This is a genomic window from Streptomyces sp. ADI95-16, from assembly GCF_003721495.1.
GTDB classification, from domain to species: Bacteria; Actinomycetota; Actinomycetes; order Streptomycetales; family Streptomycetaceae; genus Streptomyces; species Streptomyces goshikiensis.
Map to the genome: position 1 here is coordinate 2,068,541 of NZ_CP033581.1, position 25,069 is coordinate 2,093,609.

Genomic DNA, 25,069 nt, shown 5'->3' on the forward strand with positions numbered 1-25,069 from the left:
GAGGCGGGCCTCCCCCGCGGCCGCCTAGGCTCGGCCACCGCAGACCTGAGGACACGGGGAGGGCACATGGGCGCCGCGGTGCGTTCGGAGACGGAAAGCGGGCGCGCCGCGGCGCGGGCGCTGCTGAGCGGCGCGCGCGCCGGCTTCGGCGGGGTCCGCCCGCCCGACCTGCCGGGGGCCTGGACGGCCTTCGACGAGGAGGTCCGGCGCGTCCACTCCCGCTCGTACCCGCCCCCGCCCGGCACCCGGGTCGAAACCCGGCTCTGCGACCCCGACGGCCACGTCCGCGAGGCCGCGCTGCGGGATCCGAAGGCACCGCTGCCGCTCGTCGCGATCCGGTGCGCCGACTGGGTCCCGGCGGTGCGCGACCTCGCCCGGCAGGTCCTCGCCGGGGCGCTCGCCGCCGACCCCGGGCGGACCCTGACCGCCCTCGTGCCGCTCGTCCTGCGGCTGGGCCGGCGCGAACAGGGGGGCTGGGCGCTGGAGCTGTTCGACACCGCGCTGCGCGCGCAGGAGCCAGTCCTCGCCCCGTGGGCCCGCCCGGCGCGCCCCGCGCGCTGGGGGCGCCCCGAGCGGCCCGCGCGCACCCTGACCGGGGAGGTGCCCGACACCGTCATGGCCTGGCTGCGGCGCAGCGGGGACCTGCCGGTCCGGCGGTACGCCGCCCGGCTCACCCTCGACTCCGGGCTGTTCGGCGTACGGGAGCTCGCCCGGCGGGCCGCCGTGGAGTCCGATCCGCTGACGAGCCGGCTGTGGGCGGAGGCGGCGATGGCCGCGATGGCCGCCGACGGGCCGGGCGGCGGGCCCGATGACGAGGCGATCGACACCCTGCTCGGCGGACACGTCCCGATGGTCCGCGCCTGCGGGGTCACCGCCCTGCGCCGGGCCGGCCGGGCCGCGGAGGCCGCGCGGCACCTCACCGACCGCTCGGCCCTCGTACGGGCCTGCGCGCGCTGGGCGGTCAAACAGGCCGGGGGCGATCCGTACGCGCTCTGCCGCGAGCTGGTCCGGGACCCGGAGCGGGTCTTCCCGTACGCCGTGACCGGCTTCGCCGAGTGCGCCGGGCGCGCGGACGCGCCGCTGCTGCGCGCGCTCCTGGACCACCCCGCCGGGGCGGTGCGGGCGGCGGCGCTGGCCGGGCTGCGCCTGCTGGAGGGGCCGGTGGACGTCGAGCGGCTGCTCCCACTGCTGGACGACCCCTCGGCGTCGGTGGCCCGCGAGGCCGCGCTGTGCCTGTTGTCCTCGGCCGTGCGGCTGGACGCCGCCCCGCTGGAGGCCCGGCTCGGTGCCGACCGGCCCGCCCACACCCGCCGGGCCGCGTTCCGGCTGCTGCGCGCCCGGGGCGGGGCGGCCGCGCTGCGGGCCTCCCGCGCGCTGGCCGGGGACCCGGATCCGGCCCTGCGCGCGCTCGCGCTGGGACCGGGCGGGTGACGTTCCCGGCCGGAACCCGGCGCCCTGCCCGCGTCGGCGCCCGGTCTCCCCGTACCGTCTGACGCGTGCTGCGTACCGCTCTCGTCACCGGCTCACTGATCGTCACCTCCCTGCTCCCCCACGGCCGCGGCCCGCTGCCGGAGCGCCTCGCCGACACCGGCGGCGGAAGTCAGCTCATCACCGCCGTCGCCCCCGCCCCCGGATCCACGACCGGGCGCCTGACCTGGTGGGACCGGCGGGCGGGGCACTGGTACAAGGCGGGCACCGCCGAGGCCCGCTTCGGTGCGAACGGGCTCACCGAGGGCGCGACCCGCACGCAGGGCACGAACACCACGCCGGCCGGGCTGTACGCGCTGCCGTTCGCGTTCGGGATCCGGTCCGCGCCGGCCGGGACGGACTACCGCTACCGGCGGGTGACGGACCGTTCGTGGTGGTGCCAGGACAACGCGTCGGCCAGCTACAACCGTTGGGTGGAGCCGCTGCCGGCGGACTGCGCCCCGGGCGAGGCCGAGCACCTGGTGACGTACGAGAAGCAGTACGCGCACGCCCTGCTGATCGCCTTCAACTACGAGCGCCCGGTACGGGGCCGGGGCGCGGGCATCTTCCTGCACGTCAACGGCAAGGGGGCGACGGCCGGGTGCGTGTCCGTGCCGGAGCCGGCCATGCGGGCCGTCCTGCGCTGGGCCGACCCGCGCCGCCGCCCGCACATCGCGATCGGCACGGAGTCCGGGGCGCTGGCGGTCACCCGCTACTGAGGGCCTCGCCACTCTCGCCGCTCTCGGCGGACGCCCGGCGGCGCGGGCGGCCCCGGTTGCGGCCGCGCCGGGTGCGCCTGCGGCTCACGCCCAGCCGCCGCAGGGCCTCCGGATCGCCGGCGTCCAGCGCGGCGAGCGCCGGGTGGGTCGGGCTCACGTCCCGCGCGACGTCGGCGTCGGCCGTCCAGCCGGTCCCGCGGGCCCGGTGGTGGACGGGGAACCAGATCACCTGGGCGATCAGCACGGTCCAGGCGGCCCAGGCGGCCGTCCGCTCGGCATCGCCCGCGGGCCGCAGCGCCATCAGGCCGAAGGCGCAGAAGAGCATCTCGGCCATGACCAGGTACAGCCCGGCCATGACCGGGCGGCCGGGCTCGCGGACCTTGAGGAGGGCCGGGCGGGCCGCCCGGAACTCCGCGAGGGCCGCCGCGAATCCCGCGTCCCGTGCCTCGACGCTGCCGAGGGTCGCGGGGGCGGTCCGGCGCAGCAGGGCGGCCAGCAGGGCCTCCGGCACGGGATGGCCGGGGACGCGGGCGGGGTCCGAGGCGGCCGGGGAAGGGCTCAGGCTGCCGCGGTGGTTGACGGTGACGAGCCCGTCGAGGACCAGGCGCGCGGCGGCCGCCTGAGTCGTGTCGTACGGCCACCAGCGGCCCATGGCCGCCTGGTACGGGTCGGCCAGGACGGCCGCCCACCGGGCGAGGGCGCGCCGCTGCCGCGCCGTGGTGCGCCTCCGCAGCACGCCGGTCAGCCCGTACAACGCCGCTGTGACGGGCACGGCGACACCGGCGAGGGCGTAGGCATGCACATGCCGAGCGTAGGACGCGGCACCGGCGGGGTACACCGCTTATCGGCGCGCCCGGAGCGGGACCGGACCCGGAAACTGGCCCGGAAACGGGCCCGGGCCGGCTCAGCCCTCCTTCTGGGCCAGCCTCAGCAGGTGGTCGGCCAGGGCCTGGCCGCCGACCGGGTCGCGGCTGATCAGCATCAGGGTGTCGTCGCCCGCGATGGTGCCGAGGATCGCCCGGAGTTCGGCCTGGTCGATCGCCGAGGCGAGGAACTGGGCCGCACCGGGCGGGGTGCGCAGGACCACGAGGTTCGCGGAGGCCTCCGCCGAGATCAGCAGCTCACCGGAGAGGCGCCGCATGCGCTCCTCCTTCGCCGACTCGCCGAGCGGGGCCTGCGGCGTGCGGAACCCGCCCTCGCTGGGGACCGCGTAGATCAGCTCGCCGCCGGTGTTGCGGATCTTCACCGCGCCCAGCTCGTCGAGGTCCCGGCTGAGCGTCGCCTGGGTGACGCTCAGGCCGTCGTCGGCGAGCAGTTTCGCCAGCTGGCTCTGGGAGCGGACCGGCTGCCGGTTGAGGATGTCCACGATCCGGCGGTGGCGGGCGGTGCGGGTCTGCGGGACGGACGGGCCGTTCTGCTCGTGTTCCTGCGCCTGACTCATCGTCGTCTCATTCCCCGGTTGTTCCGTCCCCGTTGGCCGCGTTCTCGGCAGCGCTCCTGGCCGCCTCCAGGATGCCGGGCAGCGCCCGGACGAACGCGTCCGCCTCGGCCTCGGTGAGGACGTACGGGGGCATCAGCCGTACGACGTCGGGGGCGGGCGCGTTGACCAGGAAGCCGGCGTCCTGAGCCGCCTGCTGCACCTGAGGTGCGAGGGGCTCGGTCAGCACGATACCCAGCAGAAGGCCCGCACCGCGGACATGGGAGACGAGCCCGCTCCCGGAGGCCTCGATTCCGGAGCGCAGCCGCTCGCCCCGCGCCTTGACCTGGTCGAGCAGCCCGTCGGCGGCGATGGTGTCGATCACGGCGAGGCCGGCGGCGCAGGCGACCGGGTTCCCGCCGAAGGTGGTGCCGTGCTGGCCGGGCCGGAGCAGGTCCGCGGCCGGCCCGAAGGCGGCGACGGCGCCGATCGGCAGCCCGCCGCCGAGCCCCTTGGCGAGGGTGACGAGGTCGGGCTCGACGCCCTCGTGGGCCTGGTGCTCGAACCACTGGCCGCAGCGCCCGATGCCGGTCTGCACCTCGTCGAGGACGAGGAGGGTGCCGGTGGCCCGGGTGATCTCGCGGGCGGCCGTCAGGTATCCGGCGGGCGGTACGACGACGCCGTTCTCGCCCTGGACCGGCTCGATGACCACGAGGGCCGTCTCCTCGGTGACGGCGGCCCGCAGGGCCTCCACGTCTCCGTACGGGACGTGCGTGACGTCGCCGGGCAGCGGCAGGAACGGCCCCTGCTTCGCGGGCTGGCCGGTGAGCGCCAGGGCGCCCATGGTCCGGCCGTGGAAGCCGCCGTCGGTGGCGACCATGTGGCTCCGCCCGGTCAGCCGGCCGATCTTGAAGGCGGCCTCGACGGCCTCGGCGCCCGAGTTGCAGAAGAAGACCCGGCCGGGGCGGCCGAAGAGCTGGAGCAGCCGCTCGCCGAGCGCGAGGACGGGCTCGGAGGCGTACAGGTTGGAGACGTGGCCGAGGGTGGTGATCTGCCGCGTCACGGCGGAGACGATCGCCGGGTGGGCGTGGCCGAGGGCGTTGACCGCGATGCCGCCGACGAAGTCGGTGTACTGCCGGCCGTCGGCGTCCCAGACCTGGGCGCCTTCGCCGCGTACGAGGGCCAGCGCGGGCGTGCCGTAGTTGTTGGTCAGGGCGCCCCGCCAGCGGGCGGCGAATTCCTGGTTGCCGGTCATGCGGGTTCCCCTCCCAGTGCGTCGGGCACGACCATCGTGCCGATTCCCTCGTCCGTGAAGATCTCCAGCAGGATCGAGTGCTGGACCCGGCCGTCGATCACGCGGGCGGTCGTCACGCCGTTGCGCACGGCGTGCAGGCAGCCCTCCATCTTGGGCGCCATGCCGCTGGACAGCTCGGGCAGCAGCTTCTCCAGCTCGCTGACGGTGAGACGGCTGATGACCTCGTCACTGTTCGGCCAGTCCGCGTACAGGCCCTCGACGTCGGTGAGGACCATCAGCGTCTCGGCGCCGAGGGCGGCGGCGAGCGCCGCGGCCGCCGTGTCGGCGTTGACGTTGTACACGTGGTGGTCGTCGGCGCTGCGCGCGATGGAGGAGATGACCGGGATCCGGCCGTCCGCCAGCAGCGCCTCGATCGCGCCGGTGTCGATGGCGGTGATCTCGCCGACCCGGCCGATGTCGACGCGCTCTCCGCCGATCTCCGGGGTGTGCTTGGTGGCGGTGATGGTGTGGGCATCCTCGCCGGTCATGCCGACGGCGAGCGGCCCGTGCTGGTTGAGCAGCCCGACCAGCTCGCGCTGGACCTGGCCCGCCAGGACCATCCGTACGATGTCCATCGCCTCCGGGGTGGTGACCCGCAGGCCCGCCTTGAACTCGCTGACCAGGCCCTGCTTGTCCAGCTGGGCGTTGATCTGCGGGCCGCCGCCGTGCACGACGACCGGCTTGAGGCCGGCCTGGCGCAGGAAGACCACGTCCTGGGCGAAGGCCGCCTTGAGGTCCTCGTCGATCATGGCGTTGCCGCCGAACTTGATGACGACGACCTTGCCGTTGTGGCGGGTGAGCCAGGGCAGGGCTTCGATGAGGATCTGCGCCTTGGGGAGCGCGGTGTGCTTGCGGGCGGTGGTGCCGGGCTGCCCGGCCTTGCCGCTCTGGTCGCCGTGATCGCCGTGGTCGCCGTGGTCGCTGTGGTCGTTCATGAGGAGTACGCGCTGTTCTCGTGGACGTACTCGGCGGTCAGGTCGTTGGCCCAGATCACGGCGGACTCGCCGCCGGTGGCCAGGTCGGCGGTGATGCGGACCTCGCGGCCCTTCATCGAGACCAGGTCGCGGTCCTCGCCCACCGAACCGTTCTTGCAGACCCAGACGCCGTTGATGGCGACGTTCAGACGGTCCGGGTCGAAGGCGGCCCCGGTCGTGCCGATGGCGGAGAGCACCCGGCCCCAGTTCGGGTCCTCGCCGTGGATGGCGCACTTGAGCAGGTTGTTCCGGGCGATGGACCGGCCGACCTCGACCGCGTCGTCCTCGTCGGCCGCGCCGATGACCTCGATGCGGATGTCCTTGCTGGCGCCCTCGGCGTCGCCGATCAGCTGGCGGGCGAGGTCGTCGCAGACCGTGCGCACGGCCTCCGCGAAGGCCTCGTACGCGGGGACCTCGCCGGAGGCTCCGGAGGCGAGCAGCAGCACCGTGTCGTTGGTGGACATGCAGCCGTCGGAGTCGACCCGGTCGAAGGTGGTGCGGGTGGCGGAGCGCAGCGCCCGGTCGAGGGTGGCGCTGTCCAGGTCGGCGTCGGTGGTCAGGACGACCAGCATGGTGGCCAGGCCGGGGGCGAGCATGCCCGCGCCCTTGGCCATGCCGCCGACGGTCCAGCCGTCCGCGGACACCGTGGCCGTCTTGTGCACGGTGTCGGTGGTCTTGATGGCGACGGCGGCGTCCTCGCCGCCGTCGGCGGTGAGCGCGGCGACCGCGGTGTCGATGCCGGGGAGCAGCTTGTCCATGGGGAGCAGGACACCGATCAGGCCGGTGGAGGCGACGGCGACCTCGCCGGCGTTGTGCTCGCCGCCGAGGGCCTCGGCGACCTTCTCGGCGGTGGCGTGGGTGTCCTGGAAGCCCTTGGGGCCGGTGCAGGCGTTGGCACCGCCGGAGTTGAGGACCACCGCGCTGACGATGCCGCCGCGCAGGACCTGCTCGGACCAGTGGACCGGCGCGGCCTTGACGCGGTTGGAGGTGAAGACGCCCGCGGCGGCCAGACGCGGCCCGTGGTTGACCACGAGGGCCAGGTCCGGGTTGCCGTTCGCCTTGATCCCGGCGGCGATGCCCGCCGCCGTGAACCCCTGTGCTGCCGTGACACTCACTGCGTCTCCTCCTCGTTCGCTTCTCCGCCCGCGCAGCGCGCACCCGCGGCCGTCGTCGTTGTCCGCAGCCCGGTGGCTGCGCCTGCGTCGCTCATGGAGCGACTCCGATCGTCGAAAGGCCCAGGCCCTCGTGGAGCCCCAGGGCGATGTTCATGCTCTGGACGGCGCCGCCGGCGGTGCCCTTGGTGAGGTTGTCGATGGCGCTGATGGCGATGATGCGCTGGGCGGCCTCGTCGTAGGCGACCTGGATCTGAACGGCGTTGGAACCGTAGACCGACGCCGTGGCGGGCCACTGGCCCTCGGGGAGCAGGTGGACGAAGGGCTCGTCGGCGTACGCCTTCTCGTACGCGGCGCGCACCGATTCGGCCGTGGTGCCCGGGAGGGCCTTGGCGGAGCAGGTGGCGAGGATGCCGCGGGGCATCGGCGCGAGGGTCGGGGTGAACGACACGCTGACGCGCTGTCCCGCCAGCGGGCTCAGGTTCTGGATCATCTCCGGGATGTGGCGGTGGCCGCCGCCGACGCCGTACGGGGTCATGGAGCCCATCACCTCGGAGCCCAGCAGGTTCGCTTTGGGCGCCTTGCCCGCGCCGGAGGTGCCGGAGGCGGCGACGATCACGGCCTCGGGCTCGGCGAGCCGCGCCCCGTACGCCGGGAAGAGGGCGAGCGAGACGGCGGTGGGATAGCAGCCGGGGACGGCGATCCGCTTCGACCCGGCCAGCGCGGCGCGGGCGCCCGGGAGCTCGGGCAGGCCGTAGGGCCAGGTCCCGGCGTGCGGGGCGCCGTAGAACCTGTCCCAGTCGGCGGAGTCCTTGAGGCGGTGGTCGGCGCCCATGTCGACCACGAGGACCTCGTCGCCGAGCTGGGCGGCGACGGCGGCGGACTGGCCGTGCGGCAGGGCGAGGAACACGACATCATGTCCCGAGAGCACCTCGGGGGTGGTCGCCTCCAGGGTGCGGCCGGCGAGCGGGACGAGGTGCGGCTGCAGCGGGCCGAGGGGCTGCCCGGCGTTGGAGTTCGCGGTCAGCGCGCCGATCTCCACCTCGGGGTGCGAGAGCAGCAGGCGCAGTACCTCACCGCCCGCGTACCCGCTCGCCCCGGCCACCGCTGCACGAACCACCATCGGACCCTCCTCGTCGATGGCATGACTATACGTACCTACGCACGTTTATGCAACGCGCTCCCGAGGGGTCCGTTTGGGCCTGCCGGACTGCGCGGGCGGGTGGGCGGCGGGAGGCTGGGGCGGTCCGGCGCCGGGGCGCCGGGGGCCGGCCCGCCCTGTGAAGGAGTGTGATCCGCGTGGCACGGAACCGTCGGCTGATCCTGAGCCCGCCTGCCGAGGTGTGGCGGTTGCTGGCCGACGGCCGGCGGTACGGGGAGTGGGTCACGGGGACCCGGCAGGTCCTCGCCGCCGACCCGCACTGGCCGGCCGTGGGTGCCCGGCTGAAGGTCCGGGTCGGGGCCGGGCCGCTGACCCTGGACGACACGTGCGTGGTCCGCGTCTGCGAACCGGAGCGGCGCCTGGAGCTGGAGGCGAAGGCCGAGCCGTTCGGCGCGGCGCGCATCGCCATGCGGCTGGACCCCTGGGGCGGAAGCACCCTCTTCACCCTCGACTGGCACCCCCTGCGGGGCCCCGGCACCCGGATGCACGGGCTGCCCGTGGACTACGTCGTCGCCGTCCGCAACGGCATGATGCTGACGAAGCTGGCCCGGATCGCGGTGCGCGAGCACGCCGGGAACTCCCGGGCCGGGTGAGGCCCTTCGCACCTCAGGCGGGCGCCTGCAAGGACAGGTGCCAGCGGCCGGACCAGCCCGTCAGGGTGATCGTGGACAGGGGGCGGACGTCCACGTTCCAGTACGTCAGCGGGGGCGCCCCCAGCGCGTAGACCAGGGCCGCCCGGACCACCGCCGGCTCGGCCACCGCCACGATGGCCCCGCCGTCGTCCGCGGGCCGGGTGTCGAGCCAGCCGCCGATCCGGGAGATGAAGGCCAGCAGGGACTCCCCGCCGTGCGGGGCGGCCAGCGGGTCGCTCAGCCACAGCTCCACCGCCCCGGGTTCGCGGGCGGCCACCTCACCCAGGGTCAGCCCCCGCCAGCGCCCCATGTCGCAGTCGCGCAGCGCCGGCTGGGCGAGCGGGGCGTATCCGAGGGCCTGCCCGGTGGCCCGGCTGCGCGGGGTCGGCGAGCAGTAGCGGAGCTCGGCGGCGCCCAGCGGTACGAGGCCCCGCGCGGCGGATTCCACCGCGCGCCAGCCGGCCCCGTCCAGCGGGCGGTCGTCGTCGAAGCGCTCGGCGAGCAGCGGGGTACCACGCGCTGCCGCGACGAGCGAGACCCGAACGTGCATGCGGTGATGGTGGGCCGCCGGCGGCCCGGGGTCAAGCGTGCGGACCCGCCCCGCCGCCCGGCAGCGGCTCCGCCGCGCCCCGGAGCCGCTGTACGGCCTCGGCCAGCTCCGCCGCGCCCGACACGCCGGAGAAGCTGAGCCGTACGTACGGACCCGGAGGTTCCGCGCAGAAGTACGGCCGCCCGGGCGCGACCGCGACCCCGGCGCGCAGGGCCGCCGCCGCGAAGGCCGCGTCGTCGCCGCCCTCGCCGAGCCGGGTCCACAGCTGGTAGCCGCCGGTCGGCCGGTGCGACAGCTCCACCCCGGGCAGCTGCCGCCGCAGCGCATCCGCGAGCACGTCCCGGCGGTGGCGCAACTCGGCGGCGACGGCCCGCAGATGACGGGGCCAGGCGGGCGCGCCGACCAGTTCGAGCGCGGCCTCCTGGAGCGGCCGGGGTACGAAGAAGCTGTCCACGACCTGGATCGCGCGCAGCCGCTCCAGCACCGGGCCCCGGGCGGCCAGCGCGCCCACCCGCAGGCTGGGCGAGGTGGCCTTGGTCAGCGAGCGGACGTGCACGACGACCCCGTCGCGGTCCTCGGCCGCCAGGGTCGCGGGCAGCGGCCCGGCGTCCTCGTGGGCCAGGGCCCGGGCGTAGTCGTCCTCGACCACGAACGCCCCTGCGGCGCGCGCGATCCGCAGCACCTCGCCCCGCCGCCCGGCGGACAGCACCGCGCCCGTCGGGTTCTGGAACAGCGGTTGGCATACGAACACCCGCGCGCCGGTCGCCTCGAAGGCGGCCGCCAGCAGCTCCGGCCGGACCCCGTCGGCGTCGACCGGTACGGGCACGGGCCGGCAGCCGGAGGCACGGGCGATGGCGAGCAGCCCGGGGTAGGTCGGGGACTCCACCAGGACCGGCGCCCCGGGCGGGGCCAGCGCCCGCAGCGCGGTGGTCAGCGCGCTCTGCCCGCCCGCGGTGACCAGGACGTCGGCGGCCGCGACGGCGCCGCCGATCTCCCGGGCGAACCAGTCGCGCAGCTCCGCCAGCCCCTCCATGGGCGGCCGCCCCCAGGCGCCGGGGCGGCGCCCGGCCCGGGCCAGCGCGGCGGCCATCGCCCGCTCCGGCTGGATGGAGGGGTGCAGGTAGCCGCTGTTGAGGCCGATCACCCCGGCCGGGGGTTCGGTCAGGCAGACCAGCACCCCGGAGGCGTCCACGGAGCGGGGCACCACCTCGCCCGCGCCCTCCGCGCTCAGGGCGACCTCCTGCCAGGAGGTGTCCCCGGGCGCGCCGGTCTCCGTACGGGGCTGGGCCCGGTACACGCCGGCGCCGGGCCGGGTGATCACCAGCCCCTCCGCGGCGAGCTGGGCCAGGGCCCGGGAGACGGTGACCGGGCTGACCCGGTAGCGGTCCACGAGAGCCCGGCTGGACGGCAGCTTTCCACCTACCGAGTAGCGGTTGAGTTCCGACCGCAGGGATTCTGCCAGTTCCGCGACACTGCTACGCTCGTACATGACAGCACAGAATAGCGCTACTCGTCTCAGCCCGATAGCGGTTCACGGCCGGGCGGGCAGTCGCTGGAACTCCGGAACCGCCCTCGCCACGCTCGGCGTCGTCGCCTTCTCCCTGACCTTCCCCGCCACCGCCTGGGGCCTGGAGAGCTTCGGCCCCTGGTCCCTGGTCTCCCTGCGCAGCGTGCTCGCCGCGCTCATCGCGGGCGGGTTCCTGCTGGCCGGGCGGGTACCGCTGCCCGGCCGGGAGCACTGGGCGGGGCTGGCCGTCGTCGCCGGCGGGGTGGTCGTCGGCTTCCCGCTGCTCACCACCCTCGCCCTGCGGACCTCGACCACCTCGCACGCCGCCGTGGTGGTCGGCCTGCTGCCGCTGACCACGGCCGCCCTGGCGGCGCTGCGCACCGGGGTGCGGCCGCCGCGCCGGTTCTGGGCGGCGGCCGTCGCCGGAGCCGTGATCGTGCTCGGCTTCACCCTCGCCCAGAGCGGCGGCGGCGTATCCGCCGGCGACGGCTTCCTCTTCGCGGCCCTGCTGGTGTGCGCGGCCGGATACACCGAGGGCGGGCGCCTGGCCCGCCACCTGCCCGGCTGGCAGGTGATCGGCTGGGCGCTGGTGCTGTGCCTGCCGCTCAGCGCGGCCGGTTCCGCGCTCGGGCTCGCGTACGAGCCGGTCCACCTGACCGGTCACGGGCTGGCCGGGCTGGTCTGGGCGGCGGTCGGTTCCACCTTCCTCGGTCTGTACGTCTGGTACCGCGGGATGGCCGAGATCGGCCCGGCCCGGGCGAGCCAGCTCCAGCTCGCCCAGCCGCTGCTGACCCTGGTGTGGTCGGTGGCGCTGCTGGGCGAGCGGCTGTCGCCCGCGGCACCGCTGGCCGCCTGCGCGGTACTGGTCTGCATCGCCGTCACCCAGCGGGTCAAATAGCCTCGATCCGCCCTAAACTGCTAACACCGGATCGGATCGGACCGCCATCGAGGAGGTCACCATGCGTGCGACCGAGGGCGACCAGCTGGTGCAGCACGGCAGGATCGTTGGCCAGCACGACAAGGTCGGCGAGATCACCCAGGTACTCGGCGAGAACGGGACCCCTCCCTACCGGGTCCGCTTCCAGGACGGCCACGAAGCCGTCATGTCCCCCGGCCCCGACTGCGTCGTCAAGCACCCGTCGGAGCCCGCGCACTGACTCAGCGCGGCGCCACCGCCGTCGGGTAGTGGTCCGCGACCACCCTGGCCATCGCTCCGTTGGGGTCCGCGGCCACCTGCTTCGCCGAGAAGTAGGCGTGGCCGCGGACCTCGGCGTACCGCTTGGCGAAGGTGACGTGCCGCGACAGCTCCGCGGGGTCGCGCCAGGCCTCCGTGGCGCTCTCCGCGTCGCAGCGGTAGAGCGCCTCGCCGATGTAGAGCCGTACGCCGGTGCCCGCGACCGTGCGCGCCCACCAGGGCACGATGTCCGCGTAGTCGGCGGTCGGGTGGCCGATCTGCCAGTAGGCCTGCGGCACGATGTAGTCGATCCAGCCCTGCCTGACCCACTTGCGGGTGTCCGCGTACAGGTCGTCGTAGGTCGCGACGCCCGCCCGCGTCGGCGAGCCCTGCGGGTCCACGTCGTCGTTGCGCCAGACCGCGAAGGGGCTGACGCCGAACCGCGCGGCCGGCCGGATCTTCTTCAGCCGGTCCGACATCTCCTTGACCAGGGTGTCGATGTTGTCGCGGCGCCAGTCCGCCCGGGAGCCGAAGGCGCCGCCGTACTCCTCGTAGGCGTCGTCGTCGTCGAAGTACTCGTCCTCGACGGGGTACGGGTAGAAGTAGTCGTCCCAGTGGACCCCGTCCACCGCGTAGCGGGAGACGGCGTCGAGCATGGCCTCCTGGACGAACTGCCGCACCTCGGGCAGGCCCGGGTTGTAGTAGGTCTTGCCGCCGTACCGGACCACCCAGTCGGGGTTGCGCCGGGCCGGATGGCTCGCGACCAGCCGGTCGAGGTCCGTGTGCTGGGCCACCCGGTACGGGTTGAACCAGGCGTGCAGTTCCAGCCCGCGGGCGTGCGCCTCGGCGACGGCGACGCCGAGCGGGTCCCAGCCGGGATCACCGCCCTGCACGCCCGTCAGCCACTGGGACCAGGGCTCCCGCGCCCCCGGCCACATCGCGTCGGCGGCCGGCCGGACCTGGAGGATCACCGCGTTCAGCCGGCGCCTGACGGCGGTGTCGAGGAGGGAGATCAGCCCGGAGCGCTGTTCGGCGGCGGACAGCCCGGCCCGGGAGGGCCAGTCCACGTTCTGGACGGAGGCGATCCACATCCCCCGGAACTCGGCGGTGGCCGCCCGGCCCGCCGCCCCCGCCCGGTCGACCGCGCCCGCCCGGCCCGCCTCGGCCGCCCGTTCCACCGCGACCGCCGGGGCCGCCGCGCCCGCCGCCCCGGCCGTCGCCGCGACGGTCAGCGCCCCCGCCGCTCCCGCCAGCAGCCCCCGCCGTCCGATGTACTCCATGTGAGGACTCCACTCCGCTCGGTGACATTGCCCTGCGTGCGCCCAGCATGCCCGCCCCGGCCCGCCACGCCGGTCAAGGTCGGGGGTAACGTCGTGGGGCGTGGCGGGCGCCGGAAAGCAGTGACCACTGTCGAGCACGGGGGACCCGCGATGGATGAGCAGCGAAAGGCACGATGTGACGGACCTCCCTACCGACATCGCACGCGTCGGCGTAGTGGGCTGTGGCCAGATGGGCGCGGGCATCGCGGAGGTGTGCGCCCGCAGCGGTCTTGAGGTGAAGGTCGCCGAGACCACCGGCGAGGCCCTGGAACTCGGGCGCACCCGGCTGCACAACTCCCTGATGAAGGCCGCCGAACGCGGCAAGATCAGCGAGGAGGAGCGGGACGCCACCCTGGCCCGCCTCACTTTCACCACCGACCTCGGCGAGTTCGCCGACCGCGACCTCGTCATCGAGGCCGTCGTCGAGAACGAGCAGGTCAAGACGGAGATCTTCCAGGTCCTCGACCAGGTCATCACCCGTCCGGACGCGATCCTCGCCTCCAACACCTCCTCGATCCCGCTGGTGAAGCTGGCCGTCGCGACCTCGCGGCCGGATCAGGTCATCGGCATCCACTTCTTCAACCCGGCCCCGGTGCAGAAGCTCGTCGAGCTGATCCCGGCGCTGACCACGAGCGAGGAGACGGTCAAGCGGGCCGAGGCCCTGGTGCGGGACGTGCTGGGCAAGCACGCCGTCCGCGCCCAGGACCGGTCCGGGTTCGTCGTCAACGCGCTCCTCGTCCCGTACCTGCTGTCCGCGATCCGGATGTTCGAGTCCGGCATCGCCAGCCGCGAGGACATCGACAACGGCATGGAGCTGGGCTGCGCCCACCCGATGGGACCGCTCAAGCTGTCCGACCTGATCGGCCTGGACACCATCGCCTCCATCGCCGACTCGATGTACGCCGAGTACAAGGAGCCGCTGTACGCCGCTCCCCCGCTGCTCCAGCGGATGGTCGACGCGGGCCGCCTCGGCCGCAAGACCGGCTCGGGTTTCTACCCGTACGACTGATCCCCGCGGCGGCCGTCACCCCAGCCGCAGATGGTGGAGCAGCAGGAGCCCGGCCGCCATGTTGGCGGCCGGGACCTCGCCCCGGGCGATCATGTCCGGCACCAGTTTGAGCGGGACCCACTCGCGGCGCGAGGACTCGAAGTCGTCCTCGGGGTGGCCGGTGTACGTGGCCCCGTCCGCCCAGTAGAGGTGGTGGCGGGCATCGGTGAGCCCGTTGGAGGGCTCCACGGTCATCAGGTGGTGGAGCGGGCCGGGCCGCCAGCCCGACTCCTCCTCCATCTCGCGCGCGGCGGCCGCCTCGACGCACTCGCCGTCCTCGACGACCCCCGCCGGGAGCTCCCAGCCCCAGCTGTCGGTGATGAACCGGTGGCGCCACAGCAGCAGCACCTCGTTGGCCTCGTTGACGGCCGTGGCGACGGCGACCGGCCGCAGCCGGATCACGAAGTGGTCCAGGTGCCGCCCGTCGGGGAGTTCCACATCCGCGAGGTTCACATCGAACCAGCGGTTCTTGTACACGGTCTGCTCGCTCAGGTTCGTCCACTGCACGGTTGTGCCACCTTCCGTTCGAGTAGGTGGCAACATGGCAGCAGCTCGGACCGTCACAGGGGAACGCGCAGCGCCCCGTCGATGAGCTGAGCGGTCTCCTCCGCTCCGGAACAACCGCTGGTCAGCAGCTGTTCGCGGACCTCCCGAAGCCGCTCCCGCAGCCGGAGTGATTCCATCCCCTTGGCCCGCTCGGCCATTTCGGCGGCGGCCACCACCGCCCGGTCGGCCTCGCCCTGGCGCAGCTGGACCTCGCACAGCATCGCCAGCCGGTGGACGCGCCCGCGATCGTGCGCCGGTGTGTCCACGGCGGCGGTCGCCTGCTCGTGGGCCGCGGCCAGGTCCCCGAGGCTGAGCAGCGCCTGGGCCACCTGTACGTTGACCAGCCCGGGCTGGACGTACCCCGTCTCGTCGGGCTCCGTACCCGGCCGGATCCGCTCGGCGGCCGCCTCGGCCCGCCGGATGCACTCCAGCGCCGCCCGGGTGTCGCCGAGTTGGGCGTACGCCTTGGCCTGCATCGCGTACAGGTCGGCGGCCAGGGCGGGGGTGGTGTGGCGGCCCGCGGCGCGCAGGGCGGCCTCGGCGAAGGCGACGCCCTGGCGGTGCTCCCGCAGGTACAGCGACTGGTTGACGAGCAGCGCGATGACGTACGCCCCCAGTCCCCGGTCCCCGCTGGCCTTGGCGAGCCGCAGGGCCTGGTGGAAGTAGCGCTGCGCCAGCCCGTGGGCGTCCGAGTCGTACGCGCAGATGCCCGCCACCGCCACCAGGGAACCGGCGGCGCGGTGCAGACGGCGGCCGAGGGCGTCGGGGTAGCTGCCGCGCAGCAGGGGGGCCGTCTCGCTGCCCAGGAAGCGGACGATGCGGTCCCGGGTGGCCACCCCGCCGGCCCGGCGGTACATCAGCTCGTAGTGCGCGCGGGCCGCCCGCAGGATCTCGATGTGCTCGGGCCCGACCCGGGTCGCGCCCTCCCGGGACACGTCCATGTCCTCGGGCGGGTTCTCCCACTCCCAGACCGGGATGACGGCGGGCGTGCCGGTGACCGCCTCGGCCGTCAGGAGCCGGATCCGGCCCTGCTCGTCGGCGCGCCACAGGGCGGCGGCCCGGTCGACGAACCCGCTGAGCGGTGTGGCGTGCGGGGACGGCGGGCCGGGGACGCCGAGCCCGGCGTCGTCCAGGCCGACGGACCGGCCGAGGCGGCCGCCGAGGACCTCGCAGATCAGGTCGGGGACCTGCCCGCGCGGGCGCTGCCCCTTCAACCAGCGGGAGACCGCGGTGTGTTCGTAGCGCAGCGCGAGTCCGCGGGTACGGCCCGCCTGGTTGACGTGCGCGGCAAGTCCGGCGTGGGACATGCCCGCCTCGGCGAGAAGGGCGTCGAGCAGGGTGTTCGGCTGCATGGGCCCCTCCAAGGGCTCGTGGAATTCAGGCTAGTGGGTGCGCGGTTCACACGGGGTGTGAATGCAGTACGCGCATAAATGCGATGCGCACCCTCGCGCGGAGGTGCCCCGGGGCGCTTCACTTAAGGGCCTCCTCAAGAGGCGGCCCGGGTCGTCGGCTCCCCCTCGTACAGTGCGACGACCCGTCACCGCGCCGCCCGTTCTGCTGTCTGCCCGACACTCCATGGCAGGCGGGCGGCGCGTCCCGGCTCCGCCGGCGCCCGGTTGGTCGCCGGGCCCCGGCAGGGCCGGCCGGACGCGCGCCGGGCCCTCCCACCGGGCCCGGTGCGCGTGACCGGGGCCGCGCGCCACCGGTCGTCGCGGAGCACCGGCAGGGCGACATCGTCGGCGAGCCGCCCGCCGGTGCGACGCGACTCACCCGCACGAGTGAGGGGCGCACCCGGTGTTCCGGATGCGCCCCTCAACAGGCCTTGCGTGCGGTCGGACCGCGACGGGCTACGCGCCCCGGAGCACCGCCCCGGTCCGCTCGCCCGCCAGCGCCACCGCCGCGTCGCGCGCGGCCGTGGACTCCTCGGCCGTCAGCGTGCGGTCGGCCGCGCGGAAGCGCAGCGCGTACGCGAGGGACTTCTTGCCCTCGCCCACCTGCTCGCCGGTGAACACGTCGAACAGCCGCAGCGACTCCAGCAGTTCACCCGCGCCCGCGCGCAGCGCGGCCTCCACCTCGGACGCCGGGGCCGTCGCGTCGACGATCAGCGCGACGTCCTGGGTCGCCACCGGGAAGGTGGAGATCCGGGGCGCCCGCACGGGCTCGCCGCCGGCCGCCGCGAGGCGGTCCAGGTCGAGCTCCATGGCGCTGGCGCGGGCCGGCAGGCCCATCGCCTTGACGACGCGCGGGTGCAGCTCACCGGCGTGGCCGATGACCGTCTCCACCCCGTCCAGGGTGACGAGCAGCTCGGCGCACCGGCCCGGGTGCCACGGACCGTACTGGCCCTGGCGCACCACGAGCTCGGCGCCGGCCTCGACGGCCAGCGAGCGCGCCGCCTGGACGGCGTCCGCCCAGTCGGCCGGACGGCCCTTGCCCCACCAGCCGGCCTGCTCGCGCGCACCGGCCAGCACGACCGCGGCGTACCGCGGCTGCGCCGGCAGGGCGGCGTCGAGGGTGGCGATCTCCTCGTCCGTGGGACGGCGGTCGGCGGGCAGCCGTACGGCGACCCCCGGCTCCTTGCCGGCCCGGAAGACCGAACCGGTCTCGAAGAGCGCGAGGTCGTGGCTGCCCCGGCTGTCGTTGCGGCGCAGCGCGCCGAGCAGACCCGGCAGCAGCGTGGTGCGCAGCGCCGGCTCCTCGTCGGAGATCGGGTTGACGAGCCTGACCACCTGACGGGTGGCGTCGTGCGCGGACAGCTGGAGCTGGTCGAAGACGCCCTCGCCCAGGAACGGGTAGCTCAGCGCCTCGACGTAGCCCGCGCCGGCCAGCGCCCGGCCGACCCGGCGGTGCAGCTGCTGCCGCGCGGTCAGACCCCGGCCGGAGGGGACCTGCGGGAGGGTGGACGGGAGGTTCGCGTAACCCTCCAGCCGGATGACCTCCTCGGCGAGGTCGTTGGGCTCGGCGAGGTCGGGCCGCCACGACGGGACGGTGACGACGAGCTCGTCCTGCCCGTAGACGTCGCAGCCGATCTCCTGGAGGCGGCGGACGACGGTCTCGCGGCCGTACTCCATGCCCGCGACCCGGTCGGGGTGGTTCGCGCTCATCGCGATGGTGCGCGGGGCGCCCGGCGCGATGAGCTCGGTGACGCCGGCCTCGGCGGTGCCGCCCGCGAGCAGGACGAGCAGGTCGACGGTCCGCTGCGCGGCCGCGGCGGCGGCCAGCGGGTCGACGCCCCGCTCGAAGCGCTTGGACGCCTCGGAGGACAGCTTCAGGCGGCGGGCGGTGCGCGAGATCGACACGGGGTCGAAGTGCGCGGCCTCGATGACGACGTCCGTGGTCCCGGTGACCCGGCCGGTCTCCGGGTCGGTGACGGAGTCGGCGATCTCGGTGTTGGCGCCGCCCATGACACCGGCGAGCCCGATCGGGCCGCTGCTGTCGGTGATCACCAGGTCCTCGGCGTCGAGGGTGCGCTTGACGCCGTCCAGCGTGGTGAACTCCTCGCCCTGCTCGGCACGGCGGACGCCGATGGCGCCGTCGAGCCGCGAGCGGTCGTAGGCGTGCAGCGGCTGGCCGAGTTCGAGCATCACGTAGTTGGTGATGTCGACGGCGAGCGAGATCGGGCGCATGCCCGCCTTCTGCAGGCGGCGCGTGAGCCAGATCGGAGAGCGCGCCTCGGGGTCCAGGCCGGTGACGGTGCGCGCGGTGAAGCGGTCGCAGCCGGCCGGGTCCTCGACCTTGACGAGGTAGCCGTACGAGTTCGGCGCGGGCACGTCGAGCAGCGCCGGGTCGCGCAGCGGCAGGCCGTACGCGGTCGCCGCCTCGCGGGCGACACCGCGCAGGGACATGCAGTAGCCGCGGTCCGGGGTGATGTCGATGTCGAGGACCTCGTCGACGAGCTGGAGCAGCTCGATCGCGTCGGTGCCCACCTCGTGCTCCGGCGGCAGCACGATGATGCCGTGCGTGCCGTCGTCGCCCATGCCGAGCTCCTCGCCGGAGCAGATCATGCCGTGCGAGGTCCTGCCGTACGTCTTGCGCGAGGCGATCGCGAAGTCGCCGGGGAGCACCGCGCCGGGCAGGACCACGACGACCTTGTCGCCGACGGAGAAGTTCCGGGCGCCGCAGACGATCTCCTGCGGCTCGCCGGTGCCGTTGGCCCGGCCGACGTCGACCGTGCAGAAGCGGATCGGCTTGCGGAAGCCTTCCAGTTCCTCGATCGTCAGGACCTGACCGACGACGAGCGGGCCGGTGAGCCCGCCGCCGAGCTGCTCGACCGTCTCGACCTCAAGGCCGGCGTCGACGAGCTTGGCCGCGACATCGCGACCGGTCTCACCGGCGGGGAGGTCGACGTACTCCCGCAGCCAGGAAAGCGGGACCCGCATCAGATCTCCATCCCGAACGGCCGGGTGAAACGGATGTCACCCTCGACCATGTCTCGCATGTCTTCGACGTTGTGGCGGAACATCAGCATCCGCTCGATGCCGAACCCGAAGGCGAACCCGCTGTACTTCTCCGGGTCCACACCGCAGGCGATGAGCACCTTGGGGTTGACCATGCCGCAGCCGCCGAGCTCGATCCAGCCCTCGCTGGAGCAGGTGCGGCAGGGGCGGTCGGGGTTGCCCACCGACGCGCCGCGGCACACGTAGCACTGCATGTCCATCTCGGCGGACGGCTCGGTGAAGGGGAAGAAGTGCGGGCGCAGCCGCGTGGTGGTCTCCTCCCCGAACAGCTCCTTGACCATGTGGTCGATGGTGCCGCGGAGGTCCGCCATGGTCAGGCCCTCGTCCACGGCGAGCAGCTCGACCTGGTGGAAGACCGGGGTGTGCGTCGCGTCGAGCTCGTCGGTGCGGTACACCCGCCCCGGGCACACGATGTAGACGGGGGGCTTGCGCTCCAGCAGCGAGCGCGCCTGCACCGGGGAGGTGTGGGTGCGCAGCACGACGCCGGACTCGTCGCCCTCGGTGCCCTCGGGGCCCCGGACGAAGAAGGTGTCCTGCATCTGGCGCGCCGGGTGGTCGGGCGTGAAGTTGAGGGCGTCGAAGTTGAACCACTCCGCCTCGACCTCGGGGCCCTCCGCGACCTCGTAGCCCATGCCCACGAAGATGTCCGCGATGCGGTCCATCAGCGTGGTCAGGGGGTGCCGGGCGCCCGCCGGGACGCGGTCGTGGGGCAGCGTGACGTCCACGGCCTCCTCGACCAGCACCCGCTCGTCGCGCTCGGCTTCGAGCTCGACCGTGCGGGCCCCGAAGGCCTTGTTCACGGCGCCGCGGGCCTGTCCGACGCGCTTGCCCGCCTCGGCCTTGGCCTGGGGCGGCAGGGCGCCGATCTCCCGGTTGGCGAGCGCCAGGGGCGAGCGGTCGCCCATGTGCGCGGTCTTCGCCTCGCGGAGCTCGTCGAGGTCGCCGGCGGACGCGAAGGCGGCGAGCGCCTCGTCCCGCATGCGCTCGATCTCTTCCGGTTTCAGTGCCTCGACCTCGACAGGGTCGTACGACTTGTTCGGTGCCGACATCTCTTCCCGTACTTCCGATGGCTGGCTGGTGGTCCCCGACGACTCGATCGACCTGATCGGACAAGGACACAAAGGTGCCAAAGGACGAGTCTAAAGGTCGCTGGGGGTGGAGGGAGCCCGTGGGCCACCTGGCGAGACCCCGCGCAGGGCTACTGCGTGAGATAGGCCGGGGCGGCGACGGGCAGGATAAATCGGAACTCGGCGCCGCCGCTGTGCCCGCGGCCCACCGTGATGGTGCCGCCGTGGACCTCCACGATGCCCTTGACGATGTACAGGCCCAGGCCGGTGCCGCCGCGCTTGCTCCCCCGCCAGAAGCGGGTGAAGACGCGGCCCATCGACTCCTCGGGGATCCCGGGGCCTTCGTCGGTCACGGTGACGGCGGTTCCCTTCTCATGCGGCGACACGTCGATGGTGACCGTTCCGTCGCCGTGCCGCACGGCATTTTCGAGGAGGTTGCCGAGGATCTGGTCGATCTTGTCGGGATCGGCCCAGCAATCGGGGAGCGGCCGGCTGACGCGGACGAGGAACCGGTCGGGTGACTGGCCGTTCGCGGTCAGCGCCTGGACGTGCCGGCCGACGGCGGTCGCGAGGTCGACGGGCTGGCGGCGCACCTCCAGCCGCCCGGAGTCGATGCGGGAGATGTCGAGGAGCTCGGCGATCAGCCGGGTGACGCGGTTGGCGTCGGCGTCGACGGTCTCCAGCATCAGCCGCTTCTGGTCGTCGGTGAACCGCTCCCACTTGGCGAGCAGCGTCGCCGTGAAGCCCTTGACGGAGGTCAGCGGGGAGCGCAGCTCGTGCGCGACGGTCGCGATCAGCTCGGCGTGGCTGCGCTCGGTGCGGCGCCGGGCCTCGGTGCCCCGCAGGGTGACCACGAGGCGGCGCAGCGGCCCGGTCGGGTGGGTGCGCACGTAGCGGGCGGAGACGAGCACCTCGCGGCCGCCGGGGAGCAGCAGGTTCCGCTCGGGCTGGCCGCGCCGGGTGGCCAGTCCCCCGTACGGGTCGGTCAGGGTCCACCAGCGGCGGCCTTCGAGGTCCTCCAGCGGCAGCGCCCGGTCGATCAGGTCGCCGAGCGCGTCCCCCGCCTTCAGGGCGGTGATCCGGGCCGCGGCGGAGTTGAAGCAGATGACCCGGCCGGTGTCGTCGGCGATGACGAGCCCGTCGGGCAGGTCGTCCGGATCCATCCCGAGCCCGGAGAACCCGGCCGGGGCCGCGTCGACGGCCGCGGGCGAGCTGTTCGTACCGACGGTCATGTCCCCGTACCCCACATCTCCGAGTAGCGCAGTGGGCCCCCCGGATCGCCACATTACTAGCTGGGGGTCACGGAGCGGCACCCTCCGGGAGCCCGCTGTGCACGCGCGGAGGCGTAGAGGCACACGGCGGCGGCCGTGGCGAGGTTCAGGCTCTCCGCCTTGCCGTGGATCGGGACCCGTACGACGGCGTCCGCCAGCGCCCGGGTCTCCTCCGGCAGGCCCCACGCCTCGTTGCCGAAGACCCAGGCCGAGGGGGTGCCCATGGTGCCCGCGTCGAGCTCGGCGTCCAGGTCGTCCTCGCCGGCCCCGTCGGCCGCGAGGATCCGCACGCCCGCGGCCCGCAGCCCCTCGACGGCCTGCTCGACCGGCACGCCGACCGCGACCGGCAGGTGGAAGAGGGAGCCCACGGAGGCCCGTACCGACTTCGGGTTGTACAGGTCCACGGAGGCGTCGGTCAGCACCACCGCATCCGCGCCGGCGGCGTCCGCGCAGCGCAGTACGGTGCCGGCGTTGCCGGGGTCGCGGACGTGCGCCAGGACGGCGACCAGCTTCGGCCGGGCGGCCAGGATGTCCTCGAAGGGCGAGTCGAGGAAGTGGCAGACGCCGACCAGGCCCTGCGGCGTGACCGTCTGGGAGACCTCGGCGAGCACCTCGTCGCAGGCGTAGTGGACGCGCGCCCCGGCGGCCAGTGCGGCCTCGACGATGTCGTGGTAGCGCTCGGCGGCCTCGGCGGTCGCGAACAGCTCGATCAGGGTCGAGGCGCCCCCGGCGCCCCGGTGCTCCACGGCCTCGCGGACCGCCTGCGGTCCTTCGGCGATGAAGCGGCGCTCCTTGGTGCGGAAGTTGCGTCGCGCCAGTCGCCTGGCGGCGGCCACCCGGGGGGACCGGGGGGAGATCAGCTCGGCGGGGGCGGGGGTACCCATGGCGGTCGGCTCGCTTCCGTACGTACTGCGGGTGAAAACGGGTGGTTCATCGACCCGGCGGGTCGTCAACAACGCACGGACCCGCAGGCACAGGGCCTGCGGGTCCGGACTGAAGCCAGTGAGGCTCGCTGCGCGAAGCGGATCGCTTAGGCGGCGGCGGGGGCCTTCGGGGCGTTCACGTCGGCCGGAAGCGCCTTCTGCGCGACCTCGACGAGCGCGGCGAACGCGTTGGCGTCGTTGACGGCCAGCTCCGCGAGGATCTTGCGGTCCACCTCGATGTTGGCGGCCTTCAGACCCTGGATGAGGCGGTTGTAGGTCATGCCGTTCTGGCGGGCAGCGGCGTTGATGCGCTGGATCCACAGCTGACGGAAGTCGCCCTTGCGCTTCTTGCGGTCGTTGAAGTTGTAGACCAGCGAGTGGGTGACCTGCTCCTTGGCCTTGCGGTACAGGCGCGAACGCTGACCGCGGTAGCCGGAGGCAGCCTCGAGGATCGCCCGGCGCTTCTTGTGGGCGTTTACTGCCCGCTTGACGCGTGCCACTTTTTACTCCTTGTAGCGGGGCCGTGGGTGTCTTCACACGGCCCGAAATTCGATGGGGTCCCGGTCATGCCGTCCCGCTCCCGGGAGGGAGCGGAGACGTCAGATGCCGAGAAGCTTCTTGATCTTCGCGGCGTCGCCCGGGGCCATCTCGGCGTTGCCGGTGAGGCGACGCGTCAGCTTGGACGACTTGTGCTCGAGCAGGTGGCGCTTGCCGGCGCGCTCGCGCAGGATCTTGCCGGAGCCGGTCACCTTGAAGCGCTTCTTGGTACCGCTGTGCGTCTTGTTCTTCGGCATAGCGCCGTTATCTCCTCGTCGGTGGCGCTCCCGCCGGTCCGGTCCGCTGGGCGGACCGGGCACGCGGGAGCGTCATGTTGTGTCGGTGACCCGGGACGGGCTGTCCCTGGATCAGGCCTAGGCAGATGCCTCGTGAGAGGTCGGTGCCTCGACGTCCTCGGCAACCTCGGCAGAGGCGGCAGCCTCGTCCGGGGCGCTCTCCGCCTCGACGGTGGCGTCCTCGGAAGGAGCCTCCTCGTCGGTGGCGGAAACACCCTGGCGCTCGGCCTTGCGGGCGGCCTGCGCCTCGCGGGCTTCGGCCATCGCCTCGGTCTTCTTCTTGTGCGGACCGAGAACCATGATCATGTTTCGGCCGTCCTGCTTCGGGTTCGACTCGATGAACCCGAGGTCCTCGACGTCCGAGGCGAGACGCTGCAGCAGTCGGTAGCCGAGTTCCGGCCGGGACTGCTCGCGACCACGGAACATGATCGTGATCTTGACCTTGTCGCCCTGCTTGAGGAACCGAACGACGTGACCCTTCTTGGTGTCATAGTCGTGCGGGTCGATCTTCGGCCGGAGCTTCATTTCCTTGATGACCGTGTGCGCCTGGTTCTTGCGCGCCTCACGGGCCTTCATGGCCGACTCGTACTTGAACTTGCCGTAGTCCATGAGCTTGCAGACCGGCGGGCGTGCGGACGCCGCGACCTCGACCAGGTCCAGGTCGTACTCCTGCGCGAGCTCAAGCGCCTTCGCAAGCGGGACGATGCCCACCTGCTCGCCGCTGGGACCGACGAGTCGCACCTCAGGGACACGAATCCGATCGTTGATGCGGGGCTCGGTGCTGATGGATCCTCCTCGGTAGCACCACACGGCTGTCTGGCAGACAGCCGCTGACGTTTTTCCGTCAGACCGACCGCGGCGGGGAAAACAAAAAAGCCCCGCCGGGCACAGGCAGGGGCTCCAACACAACCGGAGCACCTCCGCATGCGAACCGCGGGGCGCAAACTCGGGCAGCTTCCCATCGTCCGTACGGAACGATGGACACCGCCTGACCGGATGACCCGCCGCCCGTGAGGGCAGTCAGGTGGGAGATCGGAGCCTCCACTTGTGGGCCGGGCACACAGGTGTCCGGCCGGTCGAAGTACATACTAGCACCCGCGTTGCAAGGCCGCCGCACGGCATATCGTGGGACACATGACTGACGCGACGCCTCCCCTTGACTCCACCGATTCCGCCCCGGCCCCCGACTTCGACGCCATGACCCGCGACATCGCGGACGTGCCCGCCGTCGAGGTCATCACCACGGTGGCCGTGCACCTGATGAGCGCCGCCGCGGTCAACCTGGGGCTCGACAAGCCGGACTCCGAGCACAAGGACCTCGACGAGGCCCGCAAGCTGATCCAGGCGCTGGCCGGCCTGATCACCGCGAGCGCCACCGAGATCAGCTCCTTCCACGCGGCCCCCCTGCGCGACGGCCTGAAGTCGCTGCAGCTCGCCTTCCGCGAGGCCTCCGTCGTCCCGGACGAGCCGGGCCAGGGTCCGGGCGAGAAGTTCACGGGCCCGGTGTACGCGTAGCCGTCCCCGCCCCCGCGCGCGGCCCGTACGCGCGCCGGGGCGGAACGAGAAGGAGGCCGGGGCCTGGCGCCCCGGCCTCCTTCTC

The 25,069-nt window shown here is 73.7% G+C and carries 25 protein-coding genes; 7 read left to right on the plus strand and 18 right to left on the minus strand.

Annotation, left to right across the window (positions count from 1 at the left end; genetic code table 11):
• Nucleotides 1-66: 66 nt before the first annotated feature.
• Entirely contained in the window at nt 67-1,431 is a 1,365-nt protein-coding gene (locus tag EES41_RS08890) for a hypothetical protein (RefSeq protein ID WP_123077071.1), read from the plus strand.
• Nucleotides 1,432-1,526: 95 nt separating this feature from the next.
• The gene (locus EES41_RS08895) at nt 1,527-2,186 is read left to right on the plus strand and encodes a L,D-transpeptidase (RefSeq protein ID WP_254211742.1); all 660 of its coding nucleotides are present in this window, start codon (nt 1,527-1,529) and stop codon (nt 2,184-2,186) included.
• Here the strand turns inward: EES41_RS08895 and EES41_RS08900 are convergent.
• The 6 genes from EES41_RS08900 to argC all read right to left on the minus strand — a co-directional run bounded on the left by EES41_RS08900 (nt 2,173) and on the right by argC (nt 8,106).
• Nucleotides 2,173-2,988 carry a hypothetical protein gene (locus EES41_RS08900; RefSeq protein WP_123077073.1) on the minus strand — a complete coding sequence of 272 codons (816 nt, stop codon included), beginning with the start codon at nt 2,986-2,988 and terminating at the stop codon, nt 2,173-2,175. The genes EES41_RS08895 and EES41_RS08900 overlap by 14 nt on opposite strands.
• A gap of 102 nt (nt 2,989-3,090) precedes the next feature.
• Nucleotides 3,091-3,627 (minus strand): arginine repressor, encoded by a 537-nt coding sequence (locus EES41_RS08905; RefSeq protein ID WP_008743345.1) that lies wholly within the window; start codon nt 3,625-3,627, stop codon nt 3,091-3,093.
• A 7-nt stretch (nt 3,628-3,634) separates the two neighbouring features.
• Entirely contained in the window at nt 3,635-4,858 is a 1,224-nt protein-coding gene (locus EES41_RS08910; protein ID WP_123077074.1) for an acetylornithine transaminase, read from the minus strand.
• Entirely contained in the window at nt 4,855-5,832 is a 978-nt protein-coding gene (gene argB, locus EES41_RS08915) for an acetylglutamate kinase (RefSeq protein ID WP_254211385.1), read from the minus strand. Before argB ends, EES41_RS08910 begins: the two co-directional genes overlap by 4 nt.
• On the minus strand, nt 5,829-6,986 hold the full coding sequence (gene argJ, locus EES41_RS08920) for a bifunctional glutamate N-acetyltransferase/amino-acid acetyltransferase ArgJ (RefSeq protein WP_123077076.1): 1,158 nt from the start codon (nt 6,984-6,986) through the stop codon (nt 5,829-5,831). Before argJ ends, argB begins: the two co-directional genes overlap by 4 nt.
• A gap of 91 nt (nt 6,987-7,077) precedes the next feature.
• Nucleotides 7,078-8,106 (minus strand): N-acetyl-gamma-glutamyl-phosphate reductase, encoded by a 1,029-nt coding sequence (gene argC / locus EES41_RS08925; RefSeq protein WP_123077078.1) that lies wholly within the window; start codon nt 8,104-8,106, stop codon nt 7,078-7,080.
• Nucleotides 8,107-8,282: 176 nt separating this feature from the next.
• On the opposite strand from argC, the gene EES41_RS08930 reads away from it, so the two are divergent.
• Complete coding sequence (locus EES41_RS08930) at nt 8,283-8,738, plus strand: SRPBCC family protein (RefSeq protein WP_123077080.1); 456 nt, start codon at nt 8,283-8,285, stop codon at nt 8,736-8,738.
• A 13-nt stretch (nt 8,739-8,751) separates the two neighbouring features.
• Here the strand turns inward: EES41_RS08930 and EES41_RS08935 are convergent, their stop codons facing one another.
• Together EES41_RS08935 and EES41_RS08940 are read right to left on the minus strand one after the other, a co-directional pair.
• Nucleotides 8,752-9,327 (minus strand): histidine phosphatase family protein, encoded by a 576-nt coding sequence (locus EES41_RS08935; protein ID WP_037799421.1) that lies wholly within the window; start codon nt 9,325-9,327, stop codon nt 8,752-8,754.
• Between the two features lie 31 nt (nt 9,328-9,358).
• Nucleotides 9,359-10,816, minus strand: coding sequence for a PLP-dependent aminotransferase family protein (locus EES41_RS08940; RefSeq protein ID WP_123077082.1), 1,458 nt, complete (start codon nt 10,814-10,816; stop codon nt 9,359-9,361).
• Here EES41_RS08940 and EES41_RS08945 point away from each other — a divergent pair.
• Together EES41_RS08945 and EES41_RS08950 are read left to right on the plus strand one after the other, a co-directional pair.
• Nucleotides 10,815-11,732, plus strand: a complete 918-nt coding sequence (locus EES41_RS08945; protein WP_123077084.1) for a DMT family transporter — start codon at nt 10,815-10,817, stop codon at nt 11,730-11,732. The two genes, EES41_RS08940 and EES41_RS08945, sit on opposite strands and share 2 nt — an antisense overlap.
• A 61-nt stretch (nt 11,733-11,793) precedes the next feature.
• Nucleotides 11,794-11,991: a DUF1918 domain-containing protein gene (locus EES41_RS08950; RefSeq protein ID WP_037797244.1), complete on the plus strand. Its 198-nt coding sequence runs from the start codon at nt 11,794-11,796 to the stop codon at nt 11,989-11,991.
• Nucleotide 11,992: 1 nt separating this feature from the next.
• Here the strand turns inward: EES41_RS08950 and EES41_RS08955 are convergent, their stop codons facing one another.
• A complete protein-coding gene (locus tag EES41_RS08955) occupies nt 11,993-13,288 on the minus strand; it encodes a glycoside hydrolase family 10 protein (protein WP_123077086.1) in 1,296 nt (431 codons plus the stop codon).
• Between the two features lie 154 nt (nt 13,289-13,442).
• Between EES41_RS08955 and EES41_RS08960 the strand changes: the two genes are divergently transcribed.
• A complete protein-coding gene (locus EES41_RS08960) occupies nt 13,443-14,336 on the plus strand; it encodes a 3-hydroxybutyryl-CoA dehydrogenase (protein WP_123077088.1) in 894 nt (297 codons plus the stop codon).
• A 15-nt stretch (nt 14,337-14,351) separates the two neighbouring features.
• On the opposite strand, the gene EES41_RS08965 is transcribed toward EES41_RS08960, so the two are convergent.
• From EES41_RS08965 to infC, 9 genes are all read right to left on the minus strand, one after another.
• A complete protein-coding gene (locus EES41_RS08965; protein WP_123077090.1) occupies nt 14,352-14,882 on the minus strand; it encodes an NUDIX hydrolase in 531 nt (176 codons plus the stop codon).
• A 53-nt stretch (nt 14,883-14,935) separates the two neighbouring features.
• Entirely contained in the window at nt 14,936-16,273 is a 1,338-nt protein-coding gene (locus tag EES41_RS08970; RefSeq protein ID WP_123077092.1) for a transcriptional regulator, read from the minus strand.
• A gap of 495 nt (nt 16,274-16,768) precedes the next feature.
• Nucleotides 16,769-19,297 carry a phenylalanine--tRNA ligase subunit beta gene (gene pheT / locus EES41_RS08975; RefSeq protein WP_123077094.1) on the minus strand — a complete coding sequence of 843 codons (2,529 nt, stop codon included), beginning with the start codon at nt 19,295-19,297 and terminating at the stop codon, nt 16,769-16,771.
• Complete coding sequence (gene pheS / locus EES41_RS08980; protein ID WP_008741872.1) at nt 19,297-20,424, minus strand: phenylalanine--tRNA ligase subunit alpha; 1,128 nt, start codon at nt 20,422-20,424, stop codon at nt 19,297-19,299. The genes pheT and pheS overlap by 1 nt, the downstream gene beginning before the upstream one ends.
• A 149-nt stretch (nt 20,425-20,573) precedes the next feature.
• Nucleotides 20,574-21,674 carry an ATP-binding protein gene (locus tag EES41_RS08985; protein ID WP_123077096.1) on the minus strand — a complete coding sequence of 367 codons (1,101 nt, stop codon included), beginning with the start codon at nt 21,672-21,674 and terminating at the stop codon, nt 20,574-20,576.
• A gap of 56 nt (nt 21,675-21,730) precedes the next feature.
• The gene (locus EES41_RS08990; RefSeq protein ID WP_008741874.1) at nt 21,731-22,597 is read right to left on the minus strand and encodes an RNA methyltransferase; all 867 of its coding nucleotides are present in this window, start codon (nt 22,595-22,597) and stop codon (nt 21,731-21,733) included.
• Between the two features lie 146 nt (nt 22,598-22,743).
• Nucleotides 22,744-23,136 (minus strand): 50S ribosomal protein L20, encoded by a 393-nt coding sequence (gene rplT, locus EES41_RS08995; protein ID WP_008741875.1) that lies wholly within the window; start codon nt 23,134-23,136, stop codon nt 22,744-22,746.
• A 99-nt stretch (nt 23,137-23,235) separates the two neighbouring features.
• On the minus strand, nt 23,236-23,430 hold the full coding sequence (gene rpmI, locus EES41_RS09000; protein ID WP_008741876.1) for a 50S ribosomal protein L35: 195 nt from the start codon (nt 23,428-23,430) through the stop codon (nt 23,236-23,238).
• Nucleotides 23,431-23,547: 117 nt separating this feature from the next.
• Complete coding sequence (infC, locus tag EES41_RS09005) at nt 23,548-24,279, minus strand: translation initiation factor IF-3 (protein ID WP_123077098.1); 732 nt, start codon at nt 24,277-24,279, stop codon at nt 23,548-23,550.
• 324 nt (nt 24,280-24,603) lie between these two features.
• Between infC and EES41_RS09015 the strand changes: the two genes are divergently transcribed.
• Nucleotides 24,604-24,984, plus strand: coding sequence for a DUF1844 domain-containing protein (locus EES41_RS09015; protein ID WP_073774625.1), 381 nt, complete (start codon nt 24,604-24,606; stop codon nt 24,982-24,984).
• Nucleotides 24,985-25,069 lie beyond the last annotated feature (85 nt).